This window comes from Nocardiopsis yanglingensis (assembly GCF_045809185.1).
Lineage (GTDB): Bacteria > Pseudomonadota > Gammaproteobacteria > Xanthomonadales > Xanthomonadaceae > Stenotrophomonas > Stenotrophomonas yanglingensis.
The window spans coordinates 337,714-358,916 of sequence record NZ_JBJNRH010000002.1 but is presented as its reverse complement, the minus strand read 5'-3'; the positions used below and the strand labels follow the sequence as shown (position 1 = coordinate 358,916).

Here is a 21,203-nt window from a genome sequence, read left to right as displayed (position 1 = left end):
ATAGGATTCACCTTGAACAATCTGGGTGGGTGCCGACCGTTGGTCGGCACAAATAGGATTCACCTTGAACTGTCTGGGTGGGTGCCGACCGTTGGTCGGCACAGGACCATCAGTCCCGTGAAGTGCCGGGCTCAGACATTGAATAGCTACGGGCCTACCTGGACTGATGGGGTTGCCCGATAGAAGAACGCGGTCAGCAGGCACACGCTTGTGCCGATGAACCGCGCACGCCTGAGACTTGGCCGCCATTCCCGGATCGGGCAATCCTACATCCTGACGACCGTCACCCAGGGGCGTCGACGCTACTTCGACGATGCCACAGCGGCGCAGTTGGTGATGGACGTGGTCCGTCGCCTTGATACTGAAGGCCTGACGTACTCACTTGCCTATGTAGTCATGCCGGACCACATCCATTGGCTTGTGGAGCTCCGCGCGTTCTCGCTGGATTACGTCATGCGGCGCTTCAAATCGAGCAGTGCATTGCTGATAAACCGCATGCTCGGCAGATCAGGACGATTCTGGCAATCGAGCTATCACGATCACGCCATTCGTTCTGAAGAATCACTGTTTCGCCATGCGATGTACATCGTCGCCAACCCGGTCAGGGCGAACTTGGCGAGCTGCGTGGGAGAGTATCCGTATGCCTGGTGCCGATGGGAGATCGATGGGAGGTACCAAGCAATGGATTATCCCGAAGCGGAGAGATAGTGCCGACCAACGGTCGGCACCCACCAATACCCAAGCCGACCAACGGTCGGCACCCACCAATACCCAAGCCGACCAACGGTAGGCATCCACCAACAGATGTTTCCCAGCAGGAGCTGCGGCTCAGCGCTTCTGCGCGAACAGCCACGCCCACATCGCCGGATCGGCGTAGGTAGCGTCCCAGGCGTTATGGTTGCCTTCCGGGTACTCGGTGTAGCGCACATCGCGTGCGTTGGCGCTCTGGAATGCGAAGTGCAGCCTGCGGTCGTCGTCCGGTGGCACCACGTCGTCCAGTGCACCGTGGAAGATCCAGATCGGCGTGTGCCGCAGGCGCTGCGCGATCACGGCATACGGATCGGTTTCCTGGGCAACCTGCTCGACGAACAGGGTCGGCCGCTTCGCGCGCGGTGCCAGCACGGCACCGCATACCGGCACGATCGCGGCAAAGCGGTGCGGGTCATCCAGCGCGATGTTCCAGCTGCCATAGCCGCCCATCGACATGCCGGTCAGGTACTGCCGCGTCGGGTCGGCACCGAATTCGGCGATCGTCGCGTCCAGCGCGGCCACGGCCATGCGATTGTTGCGGCCGCTCCATTCCGAATGCTTCGCCACCTGCGGGAAGACGACCAGCGCCGGAAAGTCGGAGTGCTCACGCAGATAGGGGCCCAGCCCCGAATACGTCTGCTTGATGCCGTCGCCGCCGCGTTCGCCGGAGCCGTGCAGGAACAGGATGACCGGGAGGTGGGTGGGAGCGGCGGTCTGCACGCCGGCCGGAATGAACACCTGGTAGTAGGCGGTCTCCCCCTCCACCTTCACCGCGCGGGCTTCGAAGCGCCCGCGCGCGCTGTCTGGAAGCGATGTGCAGGCGGTCATCATCAGAACGGCCAGCAGTGGCAGCCAGCGCGACAGCGAACGGACCATGGGCTTTCCTGTAGCGGCAGGATCGTCTGCATCGTAGTCCGCCGCGATCAGCCTGGCATCATGCGCTGCGTCACTCCGGGCGCGGGAAGCTGGCGATGATGTCCAACTGCTCCTGTGCTTCGGTATTGCCTTCGGCGGCAGCCGCCTGCACCTGCGCCATGTCCGGATGCAGCACCACCAGCAGCGGGTTCTCGCAGACCGGGCAGTCGTACTCGGTGGCGTCTTCGTCCAGTTCCATCACCATGGCGCGCGAGCAGCCCTTCCATTCGCAGGCCGGGCAGGTGTGCTGCTGGTCGCGCCAGCCGGGCTGGAAGTAGTTTTCTATCGTTGTTGCCATGGGTGTTCCAGTTGGGATCGGGCCAGAGCCCCGCGTGGCGGGGATCCGACCCTGCAGGGTTCAGTGCAGCAGCACCAGCGTGGCCAGGCCGAGGAAGGTGAAGAAGCCCATCGAGTCGGTCACGGCGGTGAGGAAGATGCCGCTGGCCAGCGCCGGATCGAAGCCGAAGCGCTTCAGGGTCAGTGGCACCAGTACGCCAGCCAGCGCAGCGAACAGCAGGTTGCAGGTCAGCGCGATGGCGATCACCGCCGACAGCCCGGGCGAGTGGAACCAGGCCAGCACGATCAGCCCCAGCACGGAACCCAGCATCACGCCGTTCAACAAGGCGACCCGGACTTCCTTCCACAGCAGCGTGCGGGCGTTGGATGCGCCTACCTGGCCCAGCGCCAGGCCGCGCACCATCAGCGCCAGCACCTGGGTGCCGGCATTGCCACCCAGGCCCGCCACGATCGGCATCAGCACGGCCAGCGCCACCAGCTTGTCGATGGTGCCCTCGAAGTGGCCGACCACGCTGGAGGCCAGGAACGCAGTGCACAGGTTCACCGACAGCCACATCAGGCGGCGGCGCATGGCGCGCCAGACAGGGCTGAACAGGTCCTCGTCCTCGTCCAGACCGGCGGCGCCCAGCGCCTGGTGCTCTGCCTGGCCACGGATGATGTCGACCACGTCATCGATGGTGATGCGGCCGATCAGGATGTTGTTGTCGTCCACCACCGGCGCGGAGATCCAGTCATGGTCGGAGAACTGGCGGGCGACCTCCTGGTCGCTCTCGCCGACGTCGATGGCCGGCTGCTCGTCGTCGATCAGGCGGTTGATCGGGGTGGTGTCCTCGTGGGTCACCAGTGCCGCCAGCGACACCCGGCCGAGGTACTGGTGGCGCCGACTGACCACGAACAGGTGGTCGGTGTGGTCAGGCAGTTCGCCGCGCAGGCGCAGGTAACGCAGCACCACGTCGACGTTGACGTCGGCGCGCACGGTCACCACGTCCGGGTTCATCAGGCGGCCAGCGCTGTCCTCGGGATAGGACAGCACCTGTTCCAGGCGCTCGCGGTTCTCGCGGTCCATCGACTTGAGGACCTCGTCGATGACCGTATCCGGCAGGTCTTCGACCAGGTCGGCCAGATCGTCGATGTCCAGGTCTTCGACCGCGGCGATGATCTCGTCCGGGTCCATGTCGGCCAGCAGGCTTTCGCGCACTTCCTCGCCGACGTGGACCAGCACTTCGCCGTCGTCTTCCGGGTCGACCAGGCCCCACACGATGGCACGCTTGCCCGGCGGCAGCGATTCAAGCAGGTTGCCGATCTCGGCCGGGGCCAGGGTGTTGACCAGGCGACGCACCGGGCCCAGCCGACCGCTGTCCAGTGCATCGGACAACATCCGCAGTTGGCGCGCAGTCTTGTCGTGGCGTACAGCTTCAGCCATCGCAGCTCCCGCGGGATAAGAAAAGCCGCGATCCCGGCAAGGATGCGGCAACAGGGGTGTTCAGCGCGTCATTATCGCAAGGGGATGTTTCAGCGCATAGCCGCCGGGTGGTGGTAGTGCCGGCCGCTGGCCGGCAATCGTCCCCATCGAAGCCCATGAGGTTGCCGGCCAGCGGCCGGCATACCCTTGGTGCTCAGAGCGTATCGGCCACCAGCGCCAGCCAGCGCTCGATGGCGCGGCGGTCGCGCGCGGCCAGCAGCTTCGGGGCACGTGCGCGCAGCACCGACAGGTCGGCCTCGCGGATCGCGCGTCGCACCTCCAGCAGAGTGCCAGGGTGCAGGCTGAACTCGGCCAGGCCCAGCGCCAGCAGCAGCGGGGTCATCCGCGCATCGCCGGCCATCTCGCCGCAGACCGCCACCGGGATGCGGTGGCGCGCGCCGGTCTCGATCACCATCTGCAGCAGCCGCAGCACCGCCGGGTGCAGTGGCGAGTACAGCTCGCCCAGCGCCTCGTTGTTGCGGTCGGCCGCCAGCAGGTACTGCACCAGGTCGTTGGTGCCGATCGACAGGAAGTCGACCAGGTCGATGAAGCTTTCCAGTGCCAACGCCGCAGCGGGCACCTCGATCATCGCACCCAGCGGCACATGATCGGACACCATGTGACCTTCGCTGCGCAGCTGTTCGGTCAGCTTGAGCATGCGCCGGCGCACCGCCAGCAGTTCCTCGCGGGTGCTGACCATCGGCACCAGCACGCGCAGCTTGCCGTAGGCCGAGGCCCGCAGGATCGCGCGCAGCTGGGTGTCGGCCACCTTCGGCCGCGCCAGCGACAGGCGCACCCCGCGCAGTCCCAGGGCCGGGTTCTCTTCATTGCTCAGGGTCAGGCCGGTGCGGTCGGCCTTGTCCGCGCCCAGGTCGAGCGTGCGGATGGTGACCGGTCGCCCGCTCATGCCCAACGCGGCATCGCGGTAGGTCTGGAACTGTTCTTCTTCGTCCGGCAGCTCGTTGCGCTGCAGGAACAGGAATTCGGTGCGGTACAGGCCCAGTCCCTGCGCGCCCAGCGCATGCGCCTGGGTGACGTCTTCCAGCGATTCGGCATTTGCCAGCAGGGCGATGTCGACCTGGTCGCGGGTACGGCTGGGTTTGCTGCGCAGGCGGCCGAGTTCGCGCTGCTCGCGCGCGTGCTCTTTCAGTCGGACGCGGTAGTCACGCAGGTTGTCGGCCTGCGGGTTGGCGGTGATGCTGCCGTCGGCGCCGTCGATGATCAGCACGTCGCCATCGGCGATGCGGCTGAGCAGCTGCGGCACGTTGACGATCAGTGGCAGGTGCAGGCTGCGGGCCAGGATCGCGCTGTGCGACAGCGCGCTGCCGGCGGCGGTGACGATGCCGACCACGCCCTGCGCCTGCAGCTGCGCCAGTTCGGACGGAGCGATGTTGTCGCAGACCAGGATTTCACCGGCCAGACCCTTCACCACCGGCGGGCGTTCGGGCTGCAGGAAGGCGTGGATACGGCCGATCACATGGTCGAGGTCGTCCATGCGGCTCTTCAGGTAGGCATCGTCCATGCCATCGAAGACCTTGGCCAGGCGGTCACGCTGCAGGCGCAGCGCATAGCCGGCGCTGTAGGGACCGCTGCGGATCAGTTCGTCCAGCCCGAACAGTAGTTCGGGGTCATCCAGCAGCAGGGCATGCAGGTCGAGGAACTCGCCCACTTCCTGGTTCAGGGCACCCTGCAGGCGCTGGCGCAGCTCATGCATTTCCGTGCGCGCGGCATCCACCGCGCGGTGCAGGCGGGCCAGCTCGGCCTCGACCTGGTTGGTGGCGACACGCTGTTCGGCGACTTCCAGCGCATGCGGCAGGCGCACCCGCGCCCGGCCCATTGCAGTACCACGGGCCGCTCCATGACCGGCCAGCAGCTGTACCGGCCGCTGGCCGGAACCGAGCTGCCCGGCGCGTGCGCGTGGCACGCTCAGTTGTCCTCGTCGAAGCGGCGTTCGAACAGGCCGACCACCGCCTCCATCGCGGCAGCTTCGTCCTCGCCGTTGATACGCACCGTGACCGGAGTGCCCTGGCCAGCGGCCAGCAGCATCACGCCCATGATGCTCTTGGCGTTGATCTCACGGCCTTTGGCGGCCATGGTCACGTTGCAGCGGAACGGCGCCAGGGTCTGCACCAGCTTGGCGGTGGCCCGGGCATGCAGGCCCAGGCGGTTGCTGACGGTGAGTTCTCGTTCAAGCATCGTCGACTATCGCTCCATTACGGGTACCCGCCGCGGCTGTGGCGGGCAGTTGATCCAGTCCCTGTTCCGGATAATTCATCACCCGCAGCAACATCGGCAGGCTCAGCGCCGACACCCGGCGAACCGGGGTCCCCAGACGGGCCAGCTGCCCGGCAAGGTTGGCGGGGCTGGCGCCGTACAGGTCGGTCAGGATCAGCACGCCATCCCCCCCATCGACCCGCCGCAGGGCGGCCGAGGCGAGCGGGAGCAGGGCGTCCAGGTCTGCGTCGAACGGTACTTCGAAAGCTTCGGTTTTCAGCGGCAACTGCCGCAGGAGCCGGGTCGCCACGTCAAGCAGGGCGGTCCCGACCCCGGGATGTGTTACGAGGAGAATGCCACAGGTCATTACTGCACGTTAACAGGTCAAGGTGAATCGGCGATAGCAGCAGATGAGGGGCACTGTGTCCCGTATTCAGCGTTATCGGGGTCAGAGCCCTTTTCCCCTGGAAAAGGGATCCGACCCCATCCGTTTTTCGATGCCTGACCGGGATTCATCCACGCATGGCGTGGATCTACTGTGTCGACCAAGGTCGACACCCACCAACAGCACACGGAATCTGTCAGAGGGGGGGGCGGTGTGGGTGGGCAGGACCGTTGGCGCCATGGATGGCGCCATCGAGCCCCCAGGGACGGGTTTACGGCGTGTCCTGCCTACCCACACCGCACCGCCATCCCACGGAAGCCGCTTTTGCTGTTGCTGTTGCCGGCCAGCGGCCGGCACTACCAGCGGGTGCCGGGCGCAGCCCGGCCGCCCCCTCAATCCTGTTCGCGGTGGTACGTGGCCACGTCTTCCCAGCCCATCTCGCGGGCATGCCGGGCCATGCGCTCGGCCAGGAACACCGAGCGATGCTTGCCGCCGGTGCAGCCGAATGCCACGGTCACGTAGCTGCGGGTGCCGTCGCCCAGTTTCGGCAGCCAGGTATCGAGGAAATCCATCAGCTGGGTCAGGTAGCGCTGCACGTCCGGCTGCGCTTCCAGGTAATCACGCACGCCCGGTTCGCGGCCACTCAGCGCGCGCAGGTCCGGGTCCCAGTGCGGATTGGGCAGCACGCGGGCGTCGAACACGAAGTCCGCCTCGGCCGGCACACCGCGCTTGTAGGCGAAGGATTCGAACAGCAGCGACAGGCCGGTGGCATGGTCCATCGCGAACTCGGTGATGATCCGCCGCCGCAGTTGATGCACGTTGAGGTTGCTGGTATCGATGACCGCATCGGCCTCTCGGCGCAGCGGCGCGGTCAGCTCGCGCTCGCGGGCGATCGCTTCGGGCAGTGACAGGCCCAGCTGGCTCAACGGGTGGCGACGGCGGGTGTCGGCATAGCGCTTGAGCACCGCTTCGTCGCTGGCTTCGAAGAACAGCACCTTCACTTCCACGCCGGCATCGGTGGCCAGCTGCCGCCAGTTGCCCAGCTGGCTCAGGTCGGACTGGCCACGCACGTCGATGCCTACCGCCAGCCGGCGCGGTGCGCTGCCGTCGTGGTTGGCCAGCAGGCTGCGCACGAAGTCGGGCAGCAGGTGGATCGGCAGGTTGTCCGAGCAGTAGTAGTCCTGATCCTCGAAGGTCTTCAGGGCGACGGATTTACCCGAGCCGGACAGGCCGCTGACGATGATCAGGGTCGGGGCGGAGGGGGTTGCGGTGCTCATGGACAGGCTCTTCGAAGGGCAGGGAAGTCAGGGCGTTCGCCGTTCCAGCAGATTGCTGTGGCGGGCGATGAACATCGCCGCCGGGTCGATCCCCTTGGTGCGCAGGATATGCAGGCGCGTGGCGGCTTCGGTCAGCACGGCCAGGTTGCGGCCAGGCATCACCGGCAGGGTGATCAGCGGAACATCCAGGTCCAGCACATGGCGGGTGCCCGAGTCGCCGGTCAGGCGCTCGTAGCCATGCGGGGTGGGTTCGGTCATCGGCTTGGTCAGGTGGACGATCAGCCGAAGGTACTTGTTCTTCTTTACAGCCGTGTCGCCAAACATCTCGCGCACGTTCAGCACGCCCAGGCCGCGCACTTCCAGCAGGTCCTGCAACAGTTCGGGGCAGGTGCCGTCGAGCACGTCGGGGGCGATCTGGGTGAATTCGGGGGCATCGTCGGCCACCAGGCGATGGCCGCGGCTGAGCAGTTCCAGCGCCAGCTCGCTCTTGCCTGACCCGGCCTCGCCGGTGATCAGCACGCCGATGGAGTAGATCTCCATGAACACGCCATGCAGGATCACCCGCGGCGCCAGCGTGCGCGCCAGGTGGTAGGACAGGTGGTTGAGCAGTTCGTGGCCGCGCTTGGGCGACAGCCACAGCGGCGTGCCGGATTCGTCAGCCGCCGCGCGCAGGTCTTCCGGGCAGGCCTGGTTGCGGGTCAGCACCAGCGCCAGCGGGTGCGACTGCATGATCTTTTCGATGGTTTCCCAGCGCTGGCGCGGTTCCAGTGCATCCAGCCAGGACAGTTCCTCGGTGCCCAGGATCTGCACCTTGTTGGGATAGATGGCGTTGAGGTAGCCGGCCAGCGAGGGGCGCCGCGAGACCGTGTTGCCGGCCTCCAGCTCGCGCTTCTCGCCGGACTTGCCGGCAGCCCAGCGCAGCCCCAGCCGCTCGCGCTGCTGTTCGAACAGTTCACGGGCGGTGATGCTGGTATTCATGCGGCACTCGCAGGTGGGGTCATGTCCAGCGCCTCGCGCAGCGCCCGGGCATCGCCCGCTTCGCGCAGGGCCTGGCGGATGTCCGGCGCCGAGAACAGCTCGGCCAGCTCGGACAGCAGCATCAGGTGCTGGTGGGTGTAGTGGGCGGGGACGGCCATGGCGAACACCAGGTCCACCGGCTCGTCGCCACCGAAATCGACCGGGGTGGCCAACCGCAGCAGGGCGCCGCGGGGGCGGTCCAGGGTTGGCGCGCGGCCGTGGGGAATGGCGATGCCGTGACCAATCGCGGTGCTGCCCAGCGCTTCGCGCTGGCACAGGTTCAGATAGATCTGTTCGGCGTTGGCCTGGCGGCAGGCCAGCAACCCGGCGGCGGCCTGCAGGACGCTGTCGCGGTCGGTAGCCGTGCAGAGCTGGGTCTGCACGGCCGCCAGGAGGTCAGTCAGGGGCATGTCTGCGGGGAACGGTGGCGATCAGCCACCATTGTCGCCCACCGGCAGCGGTGCGTGCTGCTGTTTTTTCTCCTTGTGCTTGATCACCAGACGGTCAAGCTTGTCCGCAAGCAGGTCGATCGCGGCATACATGGTCTGGGCATTGGCCTCGGCGTGCAGGGTCTGGCCGGGAATGTTGAGGCTGGCGTCGACGTGGTGTTCGGTCTTCTGCAGCTTGAGGGTCACCCGCGCTTCGCAGTGCTGGTCGAAGTGTTTTCCGATCCGGGCCAGCTTCTCCTCTACATAGGACTGCAGGGCCGGGGTGACTTCGACATCTTTGCCAAACGTTTCGATGCGCATCGGGTTTCTCCTGTGTTCGGATGTGCCAATGAACCTCTCCGCCGGGCGCGGCGGCGCGTCAAGCGATTCTGACCCTTTCGTGCGAGGCGGAAATGTTCATGGCTTCACGATACTTCGCCACGGTGCGTCGCGCTACTGGAATTCCCGACGATTTGAGCAGGTCAGCCAGCTTGGCGTCAGAAAGCGGCTTGCGCGGGTTCTCGTCGTCGATCAGGCGCCGGATCATCGCCTGGATGGCAGTGCTGGACGCCTCGCCACCGCCCTCGGTATCGATGCCCGAGGCGAAGAAGGCGCGCAGCGGCAGGGTGCCTCGCGGGGTACGCACGTGCTTGCGGGCGATCGCGCGCGAGACCGTGGATTCGTGCAGGCCGAGCTCGGCGGCGACCTCGCGCAGGGTCAGTGGACGCAGCGCCTGCTCGCCGAATTCGAGGAAGCCGGCCTGCTGCAGGATCAGGCTGCGCACGACGCGCAGCAGCGTTTCGCCACGCTGCTGCAGCCCTTTCAGCAGCCAGCGTGCTTCCTGCAGCTGGGCACGCAGGTAGCCGGCATCGGCGTCGCCACAGCGTCGGATCAGCTGTTCGTAGCCGCGGTGGATCACCACCTTCGGCCCGGCATGCGCGGCCAGCGCAGCGCGCCACACGCCGTTCTGCCGCCACACCACCACGTCCGGCACCACATAGGTGTCCTGCGACAGCGGCGCGATCTGCGTGCCCGGGCGCGGGTCCAGCGAGCGCAGCAGCGCGACAGCAGTCTCGACCTCGTCCAGCGGCTGCTTCAACTCATGGGCAAGCCCGGCGACGCCGCTGCGCGGCAACCGTTCCAAGGGGCCTGCGGCAATCTGTCGCGCCAGGATCAGGCCGGGCGTGTCGCTGGCCAGCACATCCAGCTGCAGCAGCAGGCATTCGCCCAGCGTGCGTGCAGCCACACCCACCGGATCGAAACGCTGGATGCGATGCAGCACGGCGAGGATCTCGTCCTGGTCGGCATGGATGGCCGGCAGCAGGGTTTCGGCGATGGTGGCCAGCGGCTCGCGCAGGTAACCGTCGTCGTCCAGTGCATCGATCAGTGCGGCACCGATGCTGCGATCACGCGAGGACAGATGCGACAGATGCAGCTGCCACAGCAGATGGTCGGCCAGTGTTTCGGTTTCGGCTACGCGCTCGGCAGCGCTGCCGTTGTCGTCGTCATCGTCGAAGCTGCCGCCGCTGCCGGCCGCGCTCCAGTCGAGTTCGGCCGGTGCCCAGTCGTCACCGGCATCGGTGCGTTCTGCGGGGGCGTCGCTGTCGTTGCCATCGCCGGTTTCGTTGGCGGCGCTGCTGCTGTCACTGCTGTCGGCCCAGTCCAGCAGTGGATTGCTTTCCACCGCCTGGGCGATTTCCAGCTCCAGCTCGGTGGTGGACATCTGCAGCAGCTTGATCGCTTGCTGCAACTGGGGCGTGAGCACCAGCTGCTGTCCCAACGATGTCTGCAGCCGAGTCTTCATGCCTGTGCCGAAAGGAAGGAAAGGGACCCGGCGACTGCTTCACAGCTTGAAGGAATCCCCGAGGTAGACGCGACGTACATCGGCGTTGTCCAGGATCGCTTCCGGCGAACCCTGGGCCAGCACGCTGCCCTCGGCGAGGATATACGCGCGGTCGCAGATACCCAAGGTCTCACGCACGTTGTGGTCGGTGATCAGCACGCCGATGCCACGCTGCTTGAGATGGGTGACGATGCGCTGGATCTCGCCGACCGAAATCGGGTCGACACCGGCGAACGGTTCGTCGAGCAGGATCAGGCGTGGCTGCGCGGCCAGGGCACGGGCGATCTCGCAGCGACGACGTTCGCCACCGGACAGGCTGGCGCCGAGCTGGTCGGCGACGTGGCCCAGCTGCAGTTCGTCGAGCAGGCTGTTCAATTCGCGCTCGCGGCCCTTCGAATCAAGGTCCTCGCGCAGTTCCAGCACCAGGCGGATGTTGTCGGCCACGGTCAGCTTGCGGAACACCGACGGTTCCTGCGGCAGATAGCCCACGCCCTGTTTGGCGCGGGTATACATCGGGTCGCCGGTGATGTCCTTGCCATCGAGCACGATGCTGCCGGCGTCAGCTGCAACCAGGCCGACGATCATGTAGAAGCAGGTGGTCTTGCCGGCGCCGTTGGGGCCGAGCAGGCCGACCACTTCACCGGCGTCGAGGGTCAGCCCGAAGTCCTTGACGACTTCGCGTTGCTTGTACTTCTTGCGCAGGCCCTTGGCGACGAGCATTACTTCCTGCTCCCGGCCGGCTGTGCCGGCGTGGCGGCCTTGGGCTGTGCCGCCGGCGCGGCCGGGGTCTTGTTCTTCGGCGGGATGACGGTGCGCACGCGGCTGCCGTCGCCACCGGAGTTCATTTCGCCGGTGCGGGTGTTGTAGACCATGCGCTGGCCGGCATTGGTGCCGCGCGCGCTGGTGACCTTGTAGTTGCCGGTCAGGGTGATGATCTCGGTCTTGATGTCGTAGTCGATGCGGTCGGCCAGGGCATCCATCCAGGTGCCGTCATCGAGCTGCTGCTTCATCTTGGCCTGCTTGCCGGTGAACACCACACGCACCGCTTCGCCGTCCTTGAGGTAGATCTCGGCCTCGGACGAGCGCAGGTCCAGCGTGCCCTGGGTGATGATCACGCCCTGCGACAGCACGGTCTTGCCGTCGCCGGTGAGCATGCCCGACTGGGCGCCGGAATCGATGTGCATGTCTTCGTTGCGGTCGGTGGACTTGGCGAAGGCGGCGCTGGGGACAAGAAGACCAAGCGCGAGTACGGCGGCAAAGGGAATCTTCATCGGGGTCCGTTCTACCGGTGGGGGCCTCCCGGGTGGACCGGGGGCGGGCGGGTGGGGCTGCCGGCCTTGCGCCTGTCCGGAGACGTCGCAGGCTGGCGGCGGAATCAGCGTTTGGGCGTGTAGCGGCCCTTGGACTGGCTGAGGAAATGATACGTGTTGTTCTTCGAATCCACTTCGAAGCCGACGCCGGACTGTTCCATGCCTGGGCGGGTCATGGTTACCAGGGCGTCGGTGCGGGCGCGGCTTTCCTTCGGGAACACGTCCAGATGGTCGGTGCGGAAGGTGGTCGGCACCGTGCCGGGGCCGACCGGGCTGTCGCCGGCGACATTGCCGCGCAGCTTCATCTCGTCGCCCTTGGCGCTGAGCCAGCCGGTCTCGGCACGCAGGGTCCAGTGTTTGCCATCCTTGTCCGGCATCTCGAACAGCGGCGTGGCGATGTTGATGGTCTGGTCACCGCGCTGGCGCTCCAGCAGCGGCGCACGCAGCGTGGTCGATTCCTTGCCATGCTCATCCAGGGCGACGATCTGGAAGTCATGCAGGATGTAATCCACGCCGACTTCCTGGCCGCCACTGGCCGGACCCCTGTCACGGTTGCGCAGCGCCGCCCAGCTGCTCAGCAGGGCGGCCAGCAGCAGGCCGATGCCGAGCACGGTGCGCCAGTTGAGAGTGGGCAGGTTCATGCGCCGAACCTCGCCAGTACGGCGTCGACATGCCCCTGCGCGGCCAGCAGGATGTCGCACAGCTCGCGCGCGGCGCCACGCCCACCATCGGTGCGGGTCTGCCAATGCACGCGTTCTGCGATCCACGGATGGGCGTTGGCCGGGGCCACCGCCAGGCCGACCGCGCCCAGTGGCGCCAGGTCGGGCAGGTCATCGCCCATGAAGGCCACCTGTTCCAGGCCGATGCCATGCTGCGCGCACAGCGCCTGTACGCTGGCCAGCTTGTCGCCCACGGCGATCTGGGTATCGATGCCGAGGTCGGCGCCGCGCTTGAGCGCGGACTGGCTGTTGCGCGCGGTGATCAGCACGGGGTGGATACCGTGCTGCTGCAGCAGTTTCAGGCCCAGGCCATCCTGCACGAAGTACGCCTTGCTCTCGTTGCCGTCCTTGTCGTAGTACAGCCGACCGTCGGTGAGGGTGCCGTCCACGTCGAAGCAGGCCAGGCGGATACGGGCCGCGGCGGCATGCAGGTGGGCGGGGAAGGCGGGCAGGGGGGACCAGGGCATCAGGGCGGCAGGCTCGTTGGGGGCAGGTGCGGCGTTACAGACTGAATGGGGTCTACGGACTGTCGGTTAAACCACCCGGGCCCGCAACAGGTCATGAATGTTCAGGGCGCCGACCGCACGGCCCTGGCCATCGACCACGATCAGGCCGGTGATCTTGTGGGTCTCCATCAGCCGGGCCGCCTCGACCGCCAGCTGGTCGGCACCGATGGTGCGCGGGTTGCGCGTCATCACATCTGCGATCTTGGCGGTGCGCACGTCCAGCGCGCTGTCCAGCGCACGGCGCAGGTCGCCGTCGGTGAACAGGCCGATCAGCACGCCGCCGGCATCGACCACGGCGGTCATGCCCAGCCGTTTGCGGCTCATTTCCATCAGCGCTTCGCTGAGGCTGGCGTCGGCGCCGACGCTGGGCAGGTCGTCGCCGGTGTGCATCACGTCGGTGATGTGCAGCAGCAGGCGGCGGCCGAGGCTGCCGGCCGGGTGTGAACGGGCGAAATCGTCGGCGGTGAAGCCGCGTGCGTCGAGCAGGGCCACCGCCAGCGCATCGCCCATCGCCAGCGAGGCGGTGGTGCTGGAGGTCGGGGCCAGCGCCAGCGGGCAGGCCTCGGCCGGTACGCTGACGTCCAGATGGATGTCAGCGGCGGTGCCCAGGCTGGACTGCGGGCGGCCGGTCATGGAAATCAGCACGTTGCCCTGGCGCTTGAGCACCGGCAGCAGCATCAGCACCTCGTCCGACTCGCCCGAATAGGACAGGGCCAGTACCACGTCGTCCTCGGTGATCATGCCGAGGTCGCCATGACCGGCCTCGCCAGGGTGCACGTAGAACGCCGGCGTACCCGTGGAGGCCAGGGTGGCGGCGATCTTGCGGGCGATGTGGCCGGACTTGCCCATGCCGGTGGCGACCACGCGCCCGCGGCTGGCCAGAATCGCCTGGCAGGCCTGCTGGAAGGCCTCGCCGAGGCGGTCGGCCACGGCATCCAGCGCCTGCCGTTCGATCTCGAACACGCGGCGGCCACTGGCGACCAGGCCGGCAGGGTCGACGGAACGGGGGGGCAACAGGGATTCGGCCATGCGGACGCCACGCAGCGGAAGTAGAATGGACGTACATTTTATTAGGAAAGCCCGTTGGACGCCGACACCATCCGCAATCTGATCGAAACCGGCCTGCCCGGCGCCCGCGCCGACGTGCAGGGCGACGATGGCGTGCATTTCGAAGCGACCGTGGTCTGCGAGGCCTTTGCCGGCAAGATGCCGCTGGCCCGCCACCGCATGGTGTATGCCACGCTGGGCGACCTGATGGGCGGCGCGATCCACGCGCTGGCGCTGAAAACCGTGACCCCGGCCGAAGCCGGCTGAACCGCAGAAGATCCCGAATACATGGCCAAGATCGTTGTGACCGGCGGCGCTGCGCTGCACGGTGAAGTGAGTATCTCCGGCGCCAAGAACGCCGTCCTCCCCATTCTCTGCGCGACCCTGCTGGCCGATGCGCCGGTGGAGATCACCAACGTGCCGCACCTGCACGACGTGGTCACCACGGTGAAGCTGCTGGGCGAGCTGGGCGCCAAGGTCACCATCGACCAGGGCACGCTGTCGCGTGGCAGTGCGATCGTGGTTGATCCGCGTTCGGTCAACCAGCACGTGGCCCCGTACGAGCTGGTCAAGACCATGCGCGCCTCGATCCTGGTGCTGGGCCCGCTGCTGGCCCGCTTCGGCGCGGCGGAAGTATCGCTGCCGGGCGGCTGCGCGATCGGTTCGCGTCCGGTCGACCAGCACATCAAGGGCCTGCAGGCCCTGGGTGCCGAGATCGTGGTCGAGAACGGCTTCATCAAGGCCACCGCCAAGCGCCTGAAGGGGGGCCACTTCACCTTCGACATGGTCAGCGTCACCGGCACCGAGAACGTGCTGATGGGCGCGGTGCTGGCCGAAGGCACCACCATCCTCGACAACTGCGCGATGGAACCGGAAGTGACCGATCTGGCGCACTGCCTGATCGCGCTGGGCGCGAAGATCGAAGGCCTGGGCACCGCCCGCCTGGTGATCGAAGGCGTCGAGCGCCTGTCCGGTGGCCGCCACGAAGTGCTGCCCGACCGCATCGAGACCGGCACCTTCCTGGTGGCCGCAGCGATGACCGGTGGCAAGGTCACGGTCAATCGTGCGCGCCCGAACACCATGGACGCGGTGCTGTCCAAGCTGGTCGAGGCCGGCGCGACGATCGAGACCACCGAAGACACCATCACCCTGGACATGCAGGGCAAGCGGCCGAAGGCGGTCAACCTGACCACCGCGCCGTACCCGGCGTTCCCGACCGACATGCAGGCGCAGTTCATGGCGCTCAACTGCGTGGCCGACGGCGTGGGCGTGATCAACGAAACGATCTTCGAGAACCGTTTCATGCACGTCAACGAACTGCTGCGCCTGGGCGCGGACATCCAGGTCGAAGGGCATACCGCCATCGTGCGTGGCAGCGAACACCTGAGCGGTGCACCGGTGATGGCCACCGACCTGCGCGCCTCGGCCTCGCTGATCCTGGCCGGCCTGATGGCCAGCGGCGAGACCACCATCGACCGCATCTACCACCTTGATCGTGGCTACGAGAACATCGAAGAGAAGCTGTCTTCGCTCGGCGCCACCATCCGGCGCGTGCCATGATCCTGCGCGGCAAGTTCAGCCCGCGTCGCAAGGCGCTGCTGGCCCTGGTGCTGATCGTGCTGGCGTGGCTGGGCTATGCCTGGTACGCCAACATCGCCATCACCCAGGGCATCGAGCAGAAGGACATGGACTGGAACGGCGATGGCACGGTTTCGCGCGATGAAATCATCGAGTCGTTCTATGCGGTTGCAGTGAACGACAGCCAGGACGGCAACCGTCATTGCCGCACCTTCGTCTGGCGCAGCACCGGTGAACAGATCCGTGTGGACTGCCGCACCGAGTTCAAGGCGGCCGAAGAGAAACCGGCCGAAGCGAAGAAATAAGAAAACGCCCGCGAAAGCGGGCGTTTCTTTTCGGTAGTGCCGGCCGCTGGCCGGCAACCCCATGAACCTCGTGGAGCATCGCGAAAATGCCGGCCAGCGGCCGGCACTACCGGATTGCTGGTCAGTTCATCGCCCTGATGGTCAGGTCCAGCGCATCGCGGCCGCTCTCACGCTGCAGCATGCGCGCCGGCACCGGGAACTCCGGCACGATCCAGGCGATCAGCTCCTTGTTGCCGTCGGCGCGCGAGACCTTGGTGGCCTCGTAGCTCTTGCCGCCCACGGTGATCGATTCCTTGCCGATCACACGGTACGTCATGTTCTTGATGCGGCCTTCGTCGACCATGCGATAGGTCAGCGGCTTGCCGGCGGCCAGGTCACGGGCGATCGCCAGATTGATCAGCAGCGCGTCCATGTCACCGGCTTTCAGCGCAATCGGGCCAGCGCGATCCGGCTTGATGTCACCGGTCCAGGTGGCCTGGTTGCTGGTCCAGTTGTAGTTGGCCTGCACGTTGCGCTTCTTCACCAGCAGCGCCGAACGGTCCTGGCTGCTGAGCGGGCGCAGTTGGCCACGCACCTCCTCGAACACGGTACTCTGGCTGAGGTCGGCCAGCTGGTTCTTCACCTGCAGGCTGTAGCGCCATTTGTTGCTGCCTTCGCTGGCCAGGGTCATGGTGCCGTTGGCCTGCATGCCCATGTAGCTGGCCAGGTAATCCGCCTTGAACGGTTCCAGCGCCATGGCCGGCAGGCTGGCCACGGTCAGGGCAGCGGCTGCGATCCAGGTGAGGGGGCGGGTCAGGGTATTCATGCTCAGACTCCTTGGTATTCGATCAGGCGCAGATCGACGCGATCTTCGCCGTCTTCGCGTTGCAGGATGCGCACCGGGGTGGGGACACCGTTGGCGATCCAGAGAATGGTTTCGTTTCTGCCACCGTTGGTCCGGTAGACCCGCAGCGCGTTGTAGGACAGGTCGCCGACCTCGACGTTCTCGGTCTGCGGCGCGGCCTGGTAGTCGTGTTCACGGACCTTGCCCATGTCCACGTAGCGGTAATGCATGGTGGCGCCCGGACGGGCATCGCGCATGATCGCCAGATTGATCAGCAGCGCGCTCTGGTCGCCCGCCTGCAGCGGGATCGGCTGTGCGCGTTCCTTCTTGACGTCACCGGTCCATTGCGCGGTGCCGGCCTGCCAGTTGTAGGTGCCGACCGCCTTCTTGCCCAGGAACAGGCCCTTGCGCACCGTGCTCTGGCTGAGCGGCGCATACACGCCGCTGCGCTCCTCGAACACCGTACTCTGTTCGATGTTCAGGCCCAGCACGCTGGCAAAGCCGCGGCGGCCGACCACCTGCATGTCCACCCGCCACTGGCTGCCGCCTGTGTGGGTGACCTGCATGCTGGCATCGCCCGCTTCCTTGCCCTTGTAGAAGGCCTGGTAGGTGGCGCTGAACGGTTGCAGCGGCGGTGGCTCCCAGGCCAGTGCCGGTGGCATCGGTACGGCCGGCGCATCGGCTGGCGGCTGCGCTGCGGGCACGGGTGCCGGCGGGGTGGCGGGCGCCTGTGCCTGGCCCCAGCCCACGCCGGGGAACACGGCAAGCGACAACAGCAATGGAGTGGACAGCAGGGTCGTGGTCTTCATGGAGGACAGGGACCGCAGGAGGGGGCAGGATGCCAGCCCCGCAGTCAGCGGGGCGTGTGCATGGGGACTACCGGTTCAGGTTCCCGGCGGAATCTAGGGCCAACGGGCTAAACAGGGGGTGACCGTCCAGTTGCGGCTGGCCCTCCCGTTCAGCCAGGCGGCCGGCGCACAACAGCTGCAGGGTGGCGATCAGCAGCGGATGCTCCACCGCCAGCACGCGCGCGGCCAGGCTGTCGGCGTCATCGCCGGGCAGCACCGGCACCCGCACCTGCGCCAGCACGGCGCCCGCATCCAGCTCGGGCACGACCAGATGCACGCTGGCACCGTGCTCGGCGTCGCCCGCCTGCAGCGCCCGGGCGTGGGTGTCCAGGCCCTTGTGCAGCGGCAGCAGCGATGGATGGATGTTGACCAGCCGGCCATTGAAGCGCTGTACGAAGGCCGCGCCGAGGATGCGCATGTAGCCGGCGCAGACGATCCAGTCCGGTTGTACTGCGGCCAGCGCATCGCCGAGCGCCTGCTCGTAGCTGGCGCGGTCGCTGAAGGACTTCGGTGCATGCGCCCAGCGCAGGTTCGGTGCGACGCGCTGCAGGGCCTCTGCGGCGGGGCGGTCGGAAAACACGCCGACCACCTCGGCGGGCAGTCGGCCGTCGGCAATGGCATCGAGGATGGCCTGCAGGTTGCTGCCGCGACCGGAGGCGAGCACGGCAATGCGGGTGGTCGCGGTCACTGCTGGGCGCTCCGGCGGATCAGCGGCCAGATCAGCAGGCTGCCGAGGGTGGCCATCAGCATGTCGGCGTGCGCGTCCCACATGTCGCCCTGCTGCCCGTTGTAGGCCTCGGCAGCATCCGGCGACAGCGCCAGCGCGATGGCCCACTCGAACCATTCGTACACCAGGCTGGCACACATCACCGTCATCACCGCCAGGGTAAAGGCCTGTCCCAGGCGCAGCGCCGGCCACGCGTGACGGGCCAGCTGCAGCAGCGCGGGGGTGAAGCAGACACCGAACAGGAAGTGGATGAGGCGGTCGAAATGGTTGCGCTGCCAGCCGAAGGCCGCATTCGGCGACCAGCCGGTCAGCGTCTGCGCCCAGGCGTCGTAGGGCACGTTGGAATACAGCCAGCGCGCGGCCACGCAGTGCAGGGCGATGAAGCCGCAGATGGCGATGAAGGCGCCGTTGCCCAGCCAGCCGCCGCGACGATCGACCCACAGCAGCGCGGCCAGCCCGATCACGGTCAGGGTGCTGTGCAGGGCCTGTTCGGTGGGCCACAGCGGGTGGACCCAGCTGATTGCGAACACCGCCAGCACGGCGGCAAAGGCCAGCTTCTTGGGGCCCGAGAAACGGTGGGTGGTGGGCGAAGCGGACGTCGGGAGGGCGGGCGCGGACATGGGAAATCGATCAGGAAAGGACGGGGCGTCTGCCGGCAGGTTCAGACACTGAGGTGGTCGCCGCGGTCGAACAGCGCGGCCATTTCAGGCTTGGACAGGAACACCCAGGCGTAGGCGGCCAAGGCCATGCCCAGCGGGCCGGCCAGTACGCCCAGCCAGGCCGCGCGCTGGCACCAGGCCAGCCCGGTGCGATGTGAGAGCTGGCGTGCGGTGTGCAGCTGCACGAACCCCAGCACGGCCGCCAGCACGGCGATCGACGCATAGACCGTGGTCAGCATCCAGGCATCGTCCAGCCCGCGTGAGTGGGCCACCCAGCCGCTGAGGCCGAGGAATGCCACTGTGGCGACCCAATGGAAGCCGGCCAACGCGTAGAACAGCACTTTCAGCGTCTGCAGATGGCTGGTCAGCTGCAGCTGCGCCAGGGTCTGATGCGGCAGCGGCGGCGGATTGCCGGAGGCGGTCATGCGGTCGCGGCGGGAAGGTCGAAGGCGGCCTTGACCTGCGGGCGCACCAGGGTGATCAGGCTGAACACCCCCAGCGCAGTGCCGATCGGCGCGAACAGGCAGGCCAGGCCGGCCACGATCAGGCACAGCAGGTAGCGGCGGCGACGGCTCAGGCAGCGGCCGGCGTAGGCCACGAACGCGCCCAGGGTCACGCCACCGAACACGATGACGCAGCCGACGATGGTGAACATCCAGCCGAACAGGCGCTGCTCGGCCGGCGACGACGGCTGGCCGCCGGAATTCATCGGCAGGTTGCCGGTGAGCGCGGTGATGCCCAGCACGATGTGGATGATGAAGATCAGCGAGAACAGCGCGATCAGGGCGCCGACCACGTAGTGCGCGATGGCCAGCATGCGCAGGTGGTCGGCATCCTGCGCGCTGAACGCCGGTACCGTCGCCAGCGGTGGCGGCACGGGGGCGGGCGACAAGGGGGGCGTTGCATCCATGCGGGGCTCCTGGGTTGCCGGGATCAGCCGATGTGGACGCGCTCGGCGCCTTCGGCGGTGACCACCTGGCCGATGGTCCAGTGCTCCAGGCCCTGCGCCTTGACCGCATCGGATACCGCGGCCACCTGGTCCGGCGCCACGATCAGCACGAAGCCGATGCCGCAGTTGAAGGTGCGCCACATCTCGCTGTCGGCTACCGCGCCTTCCTTCTGCAGCCACTGGAACACCGGCGGCAGGGTCCAGGACGAGGCCTGGATGTCCAGGCCGAGGCCTTCGGGCACCACGCGGATGATGTTCTCGGTCAGGCCGCCACCGGTGATGTGGGCCATGCCGTGGATGGCCTCACCGTGCGACTTCAGCAGCGACAGGATCGGCTTGACGTACAGGCGGGTCGGCGCCATCAGCGCATCGACCAGCTTCACGCCGCCTTCCAGCTCCAGCTCGGCCGGGCGGCCGGCGCGGTCGTAGATCCGGCGCACCAGCGAGTAGCCGTTGGAGTGCGGGCCGGACGAGGCGATGCCGATCAGCACGTCGCCGGCAGCCACGCTGGCGCCGTCCTTCAGCTCGCTCTTCTCGACCGCGGCGACGGTGAAGCCGGCCAGGTCGTACTCGCCCGGGGCATACATGTCGGGCATTTCAGCGGTTTCGCCGCCGATCAGCGCGCAGCCGGCCTCGGTGCAGCCGTTGGCGATGCCGCCCACGACCGCCGCAGCGGTGTCGATGTCCAGCTTGCCGGTGGCGAAGTAGTCCAGGAAGAACAGCGGTTCGGCGCCCTGCACCAGCACGTCATTCACGCACATCGCGACCAGATCGATGCCGATCGTATCGTGGCGGTTCAGCTGGTGGGCCAGCTTCAGCTTGGTGCCCACGCCGTCGGTACCCGACACCAGCACCGGCTCGCGGTACTTGTTGGACAGGTCGAACAGGGCGCCGAAGCCACCCAGGCCGCCCATCACTTCCGGGCGGAAGCTGCGCTTGACCAGGGGCTTGATCCGCTCGACCAGCTCGTTGCCGGCGTCGATGTCGACACCCGCGTCACGGTAGGTGAGGGGGGAGGGGGCGGAAGACGGGGTGTTGGTCACGGGCGTCGGCGCTGGCAGGGGTTGAACGGGCGATTTTAACAGGCCGCATTGGCGCAAAGGCCGTATTCGGGCAACAATTCCCCCGGATACGTCGAGCCAAT

At 67.1% G+C, this 21,203-nt stretch carries 27 protein-coding genes; 4 read left to right on the top strand and 23 right to left on the bottom strand.

Annotated elements, in window-relative coordinates; translation table 11 throughout:
- The first annotated feature begins 216 nt into the window (after nucleotides 1-216).
- Nucleotides 217-708 (top strand): REP-associated tyrosine transposase, encoded by a 492-nt coding sequence (locus ACJ7C5_RS04900; RefSeq protein WP_412703221.1) that lies wholly within the window; start codon nucleotides 217-219, stop codon nucleotides 706-708.
- A gap of 120 nt (nucleotides 709-828) precedes the next feature.
- Here the strand turns inward: ACJ7C5_RS04900 and ACJ7C5_RS04895 are convergent, their stop codons facing one another.
- The 16 genes from ACJ7C5_RS04895 to ACJ7C5_RS04820 form a co-directional block, all read right to left on the bottom strand.
- The gene (locus ACJ7C5_RS04895; protein WP_412703220.1) at nucleotides 829-1,626 is read right to left on the bottom strand and encodes a carboxylesterase family protein; all 798 of its coding nucleotides are present in this window, start codon (nucleotides 1,624-1,626) and stop codon (nucleotides 829-831) included.
- Between the two features lie 70 nt (nucleotides 1,627-1,696).
- Nucleotides 1,697-1,963 (bottom strand): hypothetical protein, encoded by a 267-nt coding sequence (locus tag ACJ7C5_RS04890; protein ID WP_094002040.1) that lies wholly within the window; start codon nucleotides 1,961-1,963, stop codon nucleotides 1,697-1,699.
- Nucleotides 1,964-2,023: 60 nt separating this feature from the next.
- Nucleotides 2,024-3,385, bottom strand: coding sequence for a magnesium transporter (mgtE, locus tag ACJ7C5_RS04885; protein ID WP_049444183.1), 1,362 nt, complete (start codon nucleotides 3,383-3,385; stop codon nucleotides 2,024-2,026).
- Between the two features lie 193 nt (nucleotides 3,386-3,578).
- A complete protein-coding gene (gene ptsP, locus ACJ7C5_RS04880; protein WP_088024883.1) occupies nucleotides 3,579-5,348 on the bottom strand; it encodes a phosphoenolpyruvate--protein phosphotransferase in 1,770 nt (589 codons plus the stop codon).
- Nucleotides 5,349-5,350: 2 nt separating this feature from the next.
- A complete protein-coding gene (locus ACJ7C5_RS04875) occupies nucleotides 5,351-5,620 on the bottom strand; it encodes an HPr family phosphocarrier protein (RefSeq protein ID WP_046983647.1) in 270 nt (89 codons plus the stop codon).
- Nucleotides 5,613-6,005, bottom strand: a complete 393-nt coding sequence (locus ACJ7C5_RS04870) for a PTS sugar transporter subunit IIA (protein WP_005408386.1) — start codon at nucleotides 6,003-6,005, stop codon at nucleotides 5,613-5,615. The genes ACJ7C5_RS04875 and ACJ7C5_RS04870 overlap by 8 nt, the downstream gene beginning before the upstream one ends.
- A 410-nt stretch (nucleotides 6,006-6,415) precedes the next feature.
- The gene (gene rapZ, locus ACJ7C5_RS04865) at nucleotides 6,416-7,300 is read right to left on the bottom strand and encodes an RNase adapter RapZ (protein WP_412703219.1); all 885 of its coding nucleotides are present in this window, start codon (nucleotides 7,298-7,300) and stop codon (nucleotides 6,416-6,418) included.
- Between the two features lie 27 nt (nucleotides 7,301-7,327).
- The gene (gene hprK, locus ACJ7C5_RS04860) at nucleotides 7,328-8,278 is read right to left on the bottom strand and encodes an HPr(Ser) kinase/phosphatase (protein WP_005408388.1); all 951 of its coding nucleotides are present in this window, start codon (nucleotides 8,276-8,278) and stop codon (nucleotides 7,328-7,330) included.
- Entirely contained in the window at nucleotides 8,275-8,727 is a 453-nt protein-coding gene (locus tag ACJ7C5_RS04855; protein ID WP_032130191.1) for a PTS sugar transporter subunit IIA, read from the bottom strand. The genes hprK and ACJ7C5_RS04855 overlap by 4 nt, the downstream gene beginning before the upstream one ends.
- A 21-nt stretch (nucleotides 8,728-8,748) precedes the next feature.
- Nucleotides 8,749-9,066: a ribosome hibernation-promoting factor, HPF/YfiA family gene (gene hpf, locus ACJ7C5_RS04850; protein WP_004147311.1), complete on the bottom strand. Its 318-nt coding sequence runs from the start codon at nucleotides 9,064-9,066 to the stop codon at nucleotides 8,749-8,751.
- 58 nt (nucleotides 9,067-9,124) lie between these two features.
- Nucleotides 9,125-10,549, bottom strand: a complete 1,425-nt coding sequence (locus tag ACJ7C5_RS04845; RefSeq protein ID WP_412703218.1) for an RNA polymerase factor sigma-54 — start codon at nucleotides 10,547-10,549, stop codon at nucleotides 9,125-9,127.
- A 39-nt stretch (nucleotides 10,550-10,588) separates the two neighbouring features.
- Nucleotides 10,589-11,308 (bottom strand): LPS export ABC transporter ATP-binding protein, encoded by a 720-nt coding sequence (gene lptB, locus ACJ7C5_RS04840; RefSeq protein WP_010483646.1) that lies wholly within the window; start codon nucleotides 11,306-11,308, stop codon nucleotides 10,589-10,591.
- The gene (gene lptA, locus ACJ7C5_RS04835) at nucleotides 11,308-11,859 is read right to left on the bottom strand and encodes a lipopolysaccharide transport periplasmic protein LptA (RefSeq protein WP_088024891.1); all 552 of its coding nucleotides are present in this window, start codon (nucleotides 11,857-11,859) and stop codon (nucleotides 11,308-11,310) included. The genes lptB and lptA overlap by 1 nt, the downstream gene beginning before the upstream one ends.
- A gap of 104 nt (nucleotides 11,860-11,963) precedes the next feature.
- Nucleotides 11,964-12,539 (bottom strand): LPS export ABC transporter periplasmic protein LptC, encoded by a 576-nt coding sequence (lptC, locus tag ACJ7C5_RS04830; protein WP_412703217.1) that lies wholly within the window; start codon nucleotides 12,537-12,539, stop codon nucleotides 11,964-11,966.
- The gene (locus ACJ7C5_RS04825) at nucleotides 12,536-13,084 is read right to left on the bottom strand and encodes a KdsC family phosphatase (protein WP_094002045.1); all 549 of its coding nucleotides are present in this window, start codon (nucleotides 13,082-13,084) and stop codon (nucleotides 12,536-12,538) included. The genes lptC and ACJ7C5_RS04825 overlap by 4 nt, the downstream gene beginning before the upstream one ends.
- Before the next feature lie 66 nt (nucleotides 13,085-13,150).
- Nucleotides 13,151-14,152 (bottom strand): KpsF/GutQ family sugar-phosphate isomerase, encoded by a 1,002-nt coding sequence (locus tag ACJ7C5_RS04820; RefSeq protein WP_412703216.1) that lies wholly within the window; start codon nucleotides 14,150-14,152, stop codon nucleotides 13,151-13,153.
- Nucleotides 14,153-14,206: 54 nt separating this feature from the next.
- Here ACJ7C5_RS04820 and ACJ7C5_RS04815 point away from each other — a divergent pair, with 54 nt between their 5' ends.
- From ACJ7C5_RS04815 to ACJ7C5_RS04805, 3 genes are read left to right on the top strand one after another with little or no spacing between them, the layout of a single operon-like run.
- Nucleotides 14,207-14,437, top strand: a complete 231-nt coding sequence (locus ACJ7C5_RS04815; RefSeq protein WP_005408396.1) for a BolA family protein — start codon at nucleotides 14,207-14,209, stop codon at nucleotides 14,435-14,437.
- Between the two features lie 21 nt (nucleotides 14,438-14,458).
- Nucleotides 14,459-15,730 carry a UDP-N-acetylglucosamine 1-carboxyvinyltransferase gene (gene murA, locus ACJ7C5_RS04810; protein ID WP_094002047.1) on the top strand — a complete coding sequence of 424 codons (1,272 nt, stop codon included), beginning with the start codon at nucleotides 14,459-14,461 and terminating at the stop codon, nucleotides 15,728-15,730.
- The gene (locus tag ACJ7C5_RS04805) at nucleotides 15,727-16,053 is read left to right on the top strand and encodes a hypothetical protein (protein ID WP_049459898.1); all 327 of its coding nucleotides are present in this window, start codon (nucleotides 15,727-15,729) and stop codon (nucleotides 16,051-16,053) included. Before murA ends, ACJ7C5_RS04805 begins: the two co-directional genes overlap by 4 nt.
- A gap of 121 nt (nucleotides 16,054-16,174) precedes the next feature.
- Here the strand turns inward: ACJ7C5_RS04805 and ACJ7C5_RS04800 are convergent, their stop codons facing one another.
- The 7 genes from ACJ7C5_RS04800 to purM all read right to left on the bottom strand — a co-directional run bounded on the left by ACJ7C5_RS04800 (nucleotide 16,175) and on the right by purM (nucleotide 21,102).
- Nucleotides 16,175-16,858, bottom strand: coding sequence for a DUF3108 domain-containing protein (locus ACJ7C5_RS04800; protein ID WP_049445829.1), 684 nt, complete (start codon nucleotides 16,856-16,858; stop codon nucleotides 16,175-16,177).
- Between the two features lie 2 nt (nucleotides 16,859-16,860).
- Nucleotides 16,861-17,685, bottom strand: coding sequence for a DUF3108 domain-containing protein (locus ACJ7C5_RS04795; protein WP_412703215.1), 825 nt, complete (start codon nucleotides 17,683-17,685; stop codon nucleotides 16,861-16,863).
- Between the two features lie 67 nt (nucleotides 17,686-17,752).
- Nucleotides 17,753-18,412 (bottom strand): phosphoribosylglycinamide formyltransferase, encoded by a 660-nt coding sequence (gene purN, locus ACJ7C5_RS04790; RefSeq protein ID WP_049398165.1) that lies wholly within the window; start codon nucleotides 18,410-18,412, stop codon nucleotides 17,753-17,755.
- Complete coding sequence (locus ACJ7C5_RS04785; protein WP_412703214.1) at nucleotides 18,409-19,071, bottom strand: DUF2238 domain-containing protein; 663 nt, start codon at nucleotides 19,069-19,071, stop codon at nucleotides 18,409-18,411. Before ACJ7C5_RS04785 ends, purN begins: the two co-directional genes overlap by 4 nt.
- A gap of 41 nt (nucleotides 19,072-19,112) precedes the next feature.
- Nucleotides 19,113-19,535, bottom strand: coding sequence for a hypothetical protein (locus ACJ7C5_RS04780; protein ID WP_412703213.1), 423 nt, complete (start codon nucleotides 19,533-19,535; stop codon nucleotides 19,113-19,115).
- Nucleotides 19,532-20,020, bottom strand: a complete 489-nt coding sequence (locus ACJ7C5_RS04775) for a hypothetical protein (protein WP_412703212.1) — start codon at nucleotides 20,018-20,020, stop codon at nucleotides 19,532-19,534. Before ACJ7C5_RS04775 ends, ACJ7C5_RS04780 begins: the two co-directional genes overlap by 4 nt.
- Before the next feature lie 23 nt (nucleotides 20,021-20,043).
- A complete protein-coding gene (gene purM, locus ACJ7C5_RS04770; RefSeq protein ID WP_094002053.1) occupies nucleotides 20,044-21,102 on the bottom strand; it encodes a phosphoribosylformylglycinamidine cyclo-ligase in 1,059 nt (352 codons plus the stop codon).
- Nucleotides 21,103-21,203 lie beyond the last annotated feature (101 nt).

Excerpts from the sequence above, each read along its gene's own strand:
- rapZ (WP_412703219.1), bottom strand. The coding sequence starts at position 7,300 with ATGAGCACCGCAACCCCCTCCGCCCCGACCCTGATCATCGTCAGCGGC.
- ACJ7C5_RS04900 (WP_412703221.1), top strand. The coding sequence starts at position 217 with ATGAACCGCGCACGCCTGAGACTTGGCCGCCATTCCCGGATCGGGCAA.
- murA (WP_094002047.1), top strand. The coding sequence starts at position 14,459 with ATGGCCAAGATCGTTGTGACCGGCGGCGCTGCGCTGCACGGTGAAGTG.
- ACJ7C5_RS04825 (WP_094002045.1), bottom strand. The coding sequence starts at position 13,084 with ATGCCCTGGTCCCCCCTGCCCGCCTTCCCCGCCCACCTGCATGCCGCC.
- ACJ7C5_RS04890 (WP_094002040.1), bottom strand. The coding sequence starts at position 1,963 with ATGGCAACAACGATAGAAAACTACTTCCAGCCCGGCTGGCGCGACCAG.
- ACJ7C5_RS04785 (WP_412703214.1), bottom strand. The coding sequence starts at position 19,071 with ATGTCCGCGCCCGCCCTCCCGACGTCCGCTTCGCCCACCACCCACCGT.
- ACJ7C5_RS04795 (WP_412703215.1), bottom strand. The coding sequence starts at position 17,685 with ATGAAGACCACGACCCTGCTGTCCACTCCATTGCTGTTGTCGCTTGCC.
- lptA (WP_088024891.1), bottom strand. The coding sequence starts at position 11,859 with ATGAAGATTCCCTTTGCCGCCGTACTCGCGCTTGGTCTTCTTGTCCCC.
- hprK (WP_005408388.1), bottom strand. The coding sequence starts at position 8,278 with ATGAATACCAGCATCACCGCCCGTGAACTGTTCGAACAGCAGCGCGAG.
- ACJ7C5_RS04870 (WP_005408386.1), bottom strand. The coding sequence starts at position 6,005 with ATGACCTGTGGCATTCTCCTCGTAACACATCCCGGGGTCGGGACCGCC.
- ACJ7C5_RS04845 (WP_412703218.1), bottom strand. The coding sequence starts at position 10,549 with ATGAAGACTCGGCTGCAGACATCGTTGGGACAGCAGCTGGTGCTCACG.
- ACJ7C5_RS04775 (WP_412703212.1), bottom strand. The coding sequence starts at position 20,020 with ATGGATGCAACGCCCCCCTTGTCGCCCGCCCCCGTGCCGCCACCGCTG.
- ACJ7C5_RS04800 (WP_049445829.1), bottom strand. The coding sequence starts at position 16,858 with ATGAATACCCTGACCCGCCCCCTCACCTGGATCGCAGCCGCTGCCCTG.
- ACJ7C5_RS04820 (WP_412703216.1), bottom strand. The coding sequence starts at position 14,152 with ATGGCCGAATCCCTGTTGCCCCCCCGTTCCGTCGACCCTGCCGGCCTG.
- hpf (WP_004147311.1), bottom strand. The coding sequence starts at position 9,066 with ATGCGCATCGAAACGTTTGGCAAAGATGTCGAAGTCACCCCGGCCCTG.
- mgtE (WP_049444183.1), bottom strand. The coding sequence starts at position 3,385 with ATGGCTGAAGCTGTACGCCACGACAAGACTGCGCGCCAACTGCGGATG.
- ACJ7C5_RS04780 (WP_412703213.1), bottom strand. The coding sequence starts at position 19,535 with ATGACCGCCTCCGGCAATCCGCCGCCGCTGCCGCATCAGACCCTGGCG.
- lptC (WP_412703217.1), bottom strand. The coding sequence starts at position 12,539 with ATGAACCTGCCCACTCTCAACTGGCGCACCGTGCTCGGCATCGGCCTG.
- ACJ7C5_RS04875 (WP_046983647.1), bottom strand. The coding sequence starts at position 5,620 with ATGCTTGAACGAGAACTCACCGTCAGCAACCGCCTGGGCCTGCATGCC.
- lptB (WP_010483646.1), bottom strand. The coding sequence starts at position 11,308 with ATGCTCGTCGCCAAGGGCCTGCGCAAGAAGTACAAGCAACGCGAAGTC.
- ACJ7C5_RS04805 (WP_049459898.1), top strand. The coding sequence starts at position 15,727 with ATGATCCTGCGCGGCAAGTTCAGCCCGCGTCGCAAGGCGCTGCTGGCC.
- ACJ7C5_RS04855 (WP_032130191.1), bottom strand. The coding sequence starts at position 8,727 with ATGCCCCTGACTGACCTCCTGGCGGCCGTGCAGACCCAGCTCTGCACG.
- ACJ7C5_RS04895 (WP_412703220.1), bottom strand. The coding sequence starts at position 1,626 with ATGGTCCGTTCGCTGTCGCGCTGGCTGCCACTGCTGGCCGTTCTGATG.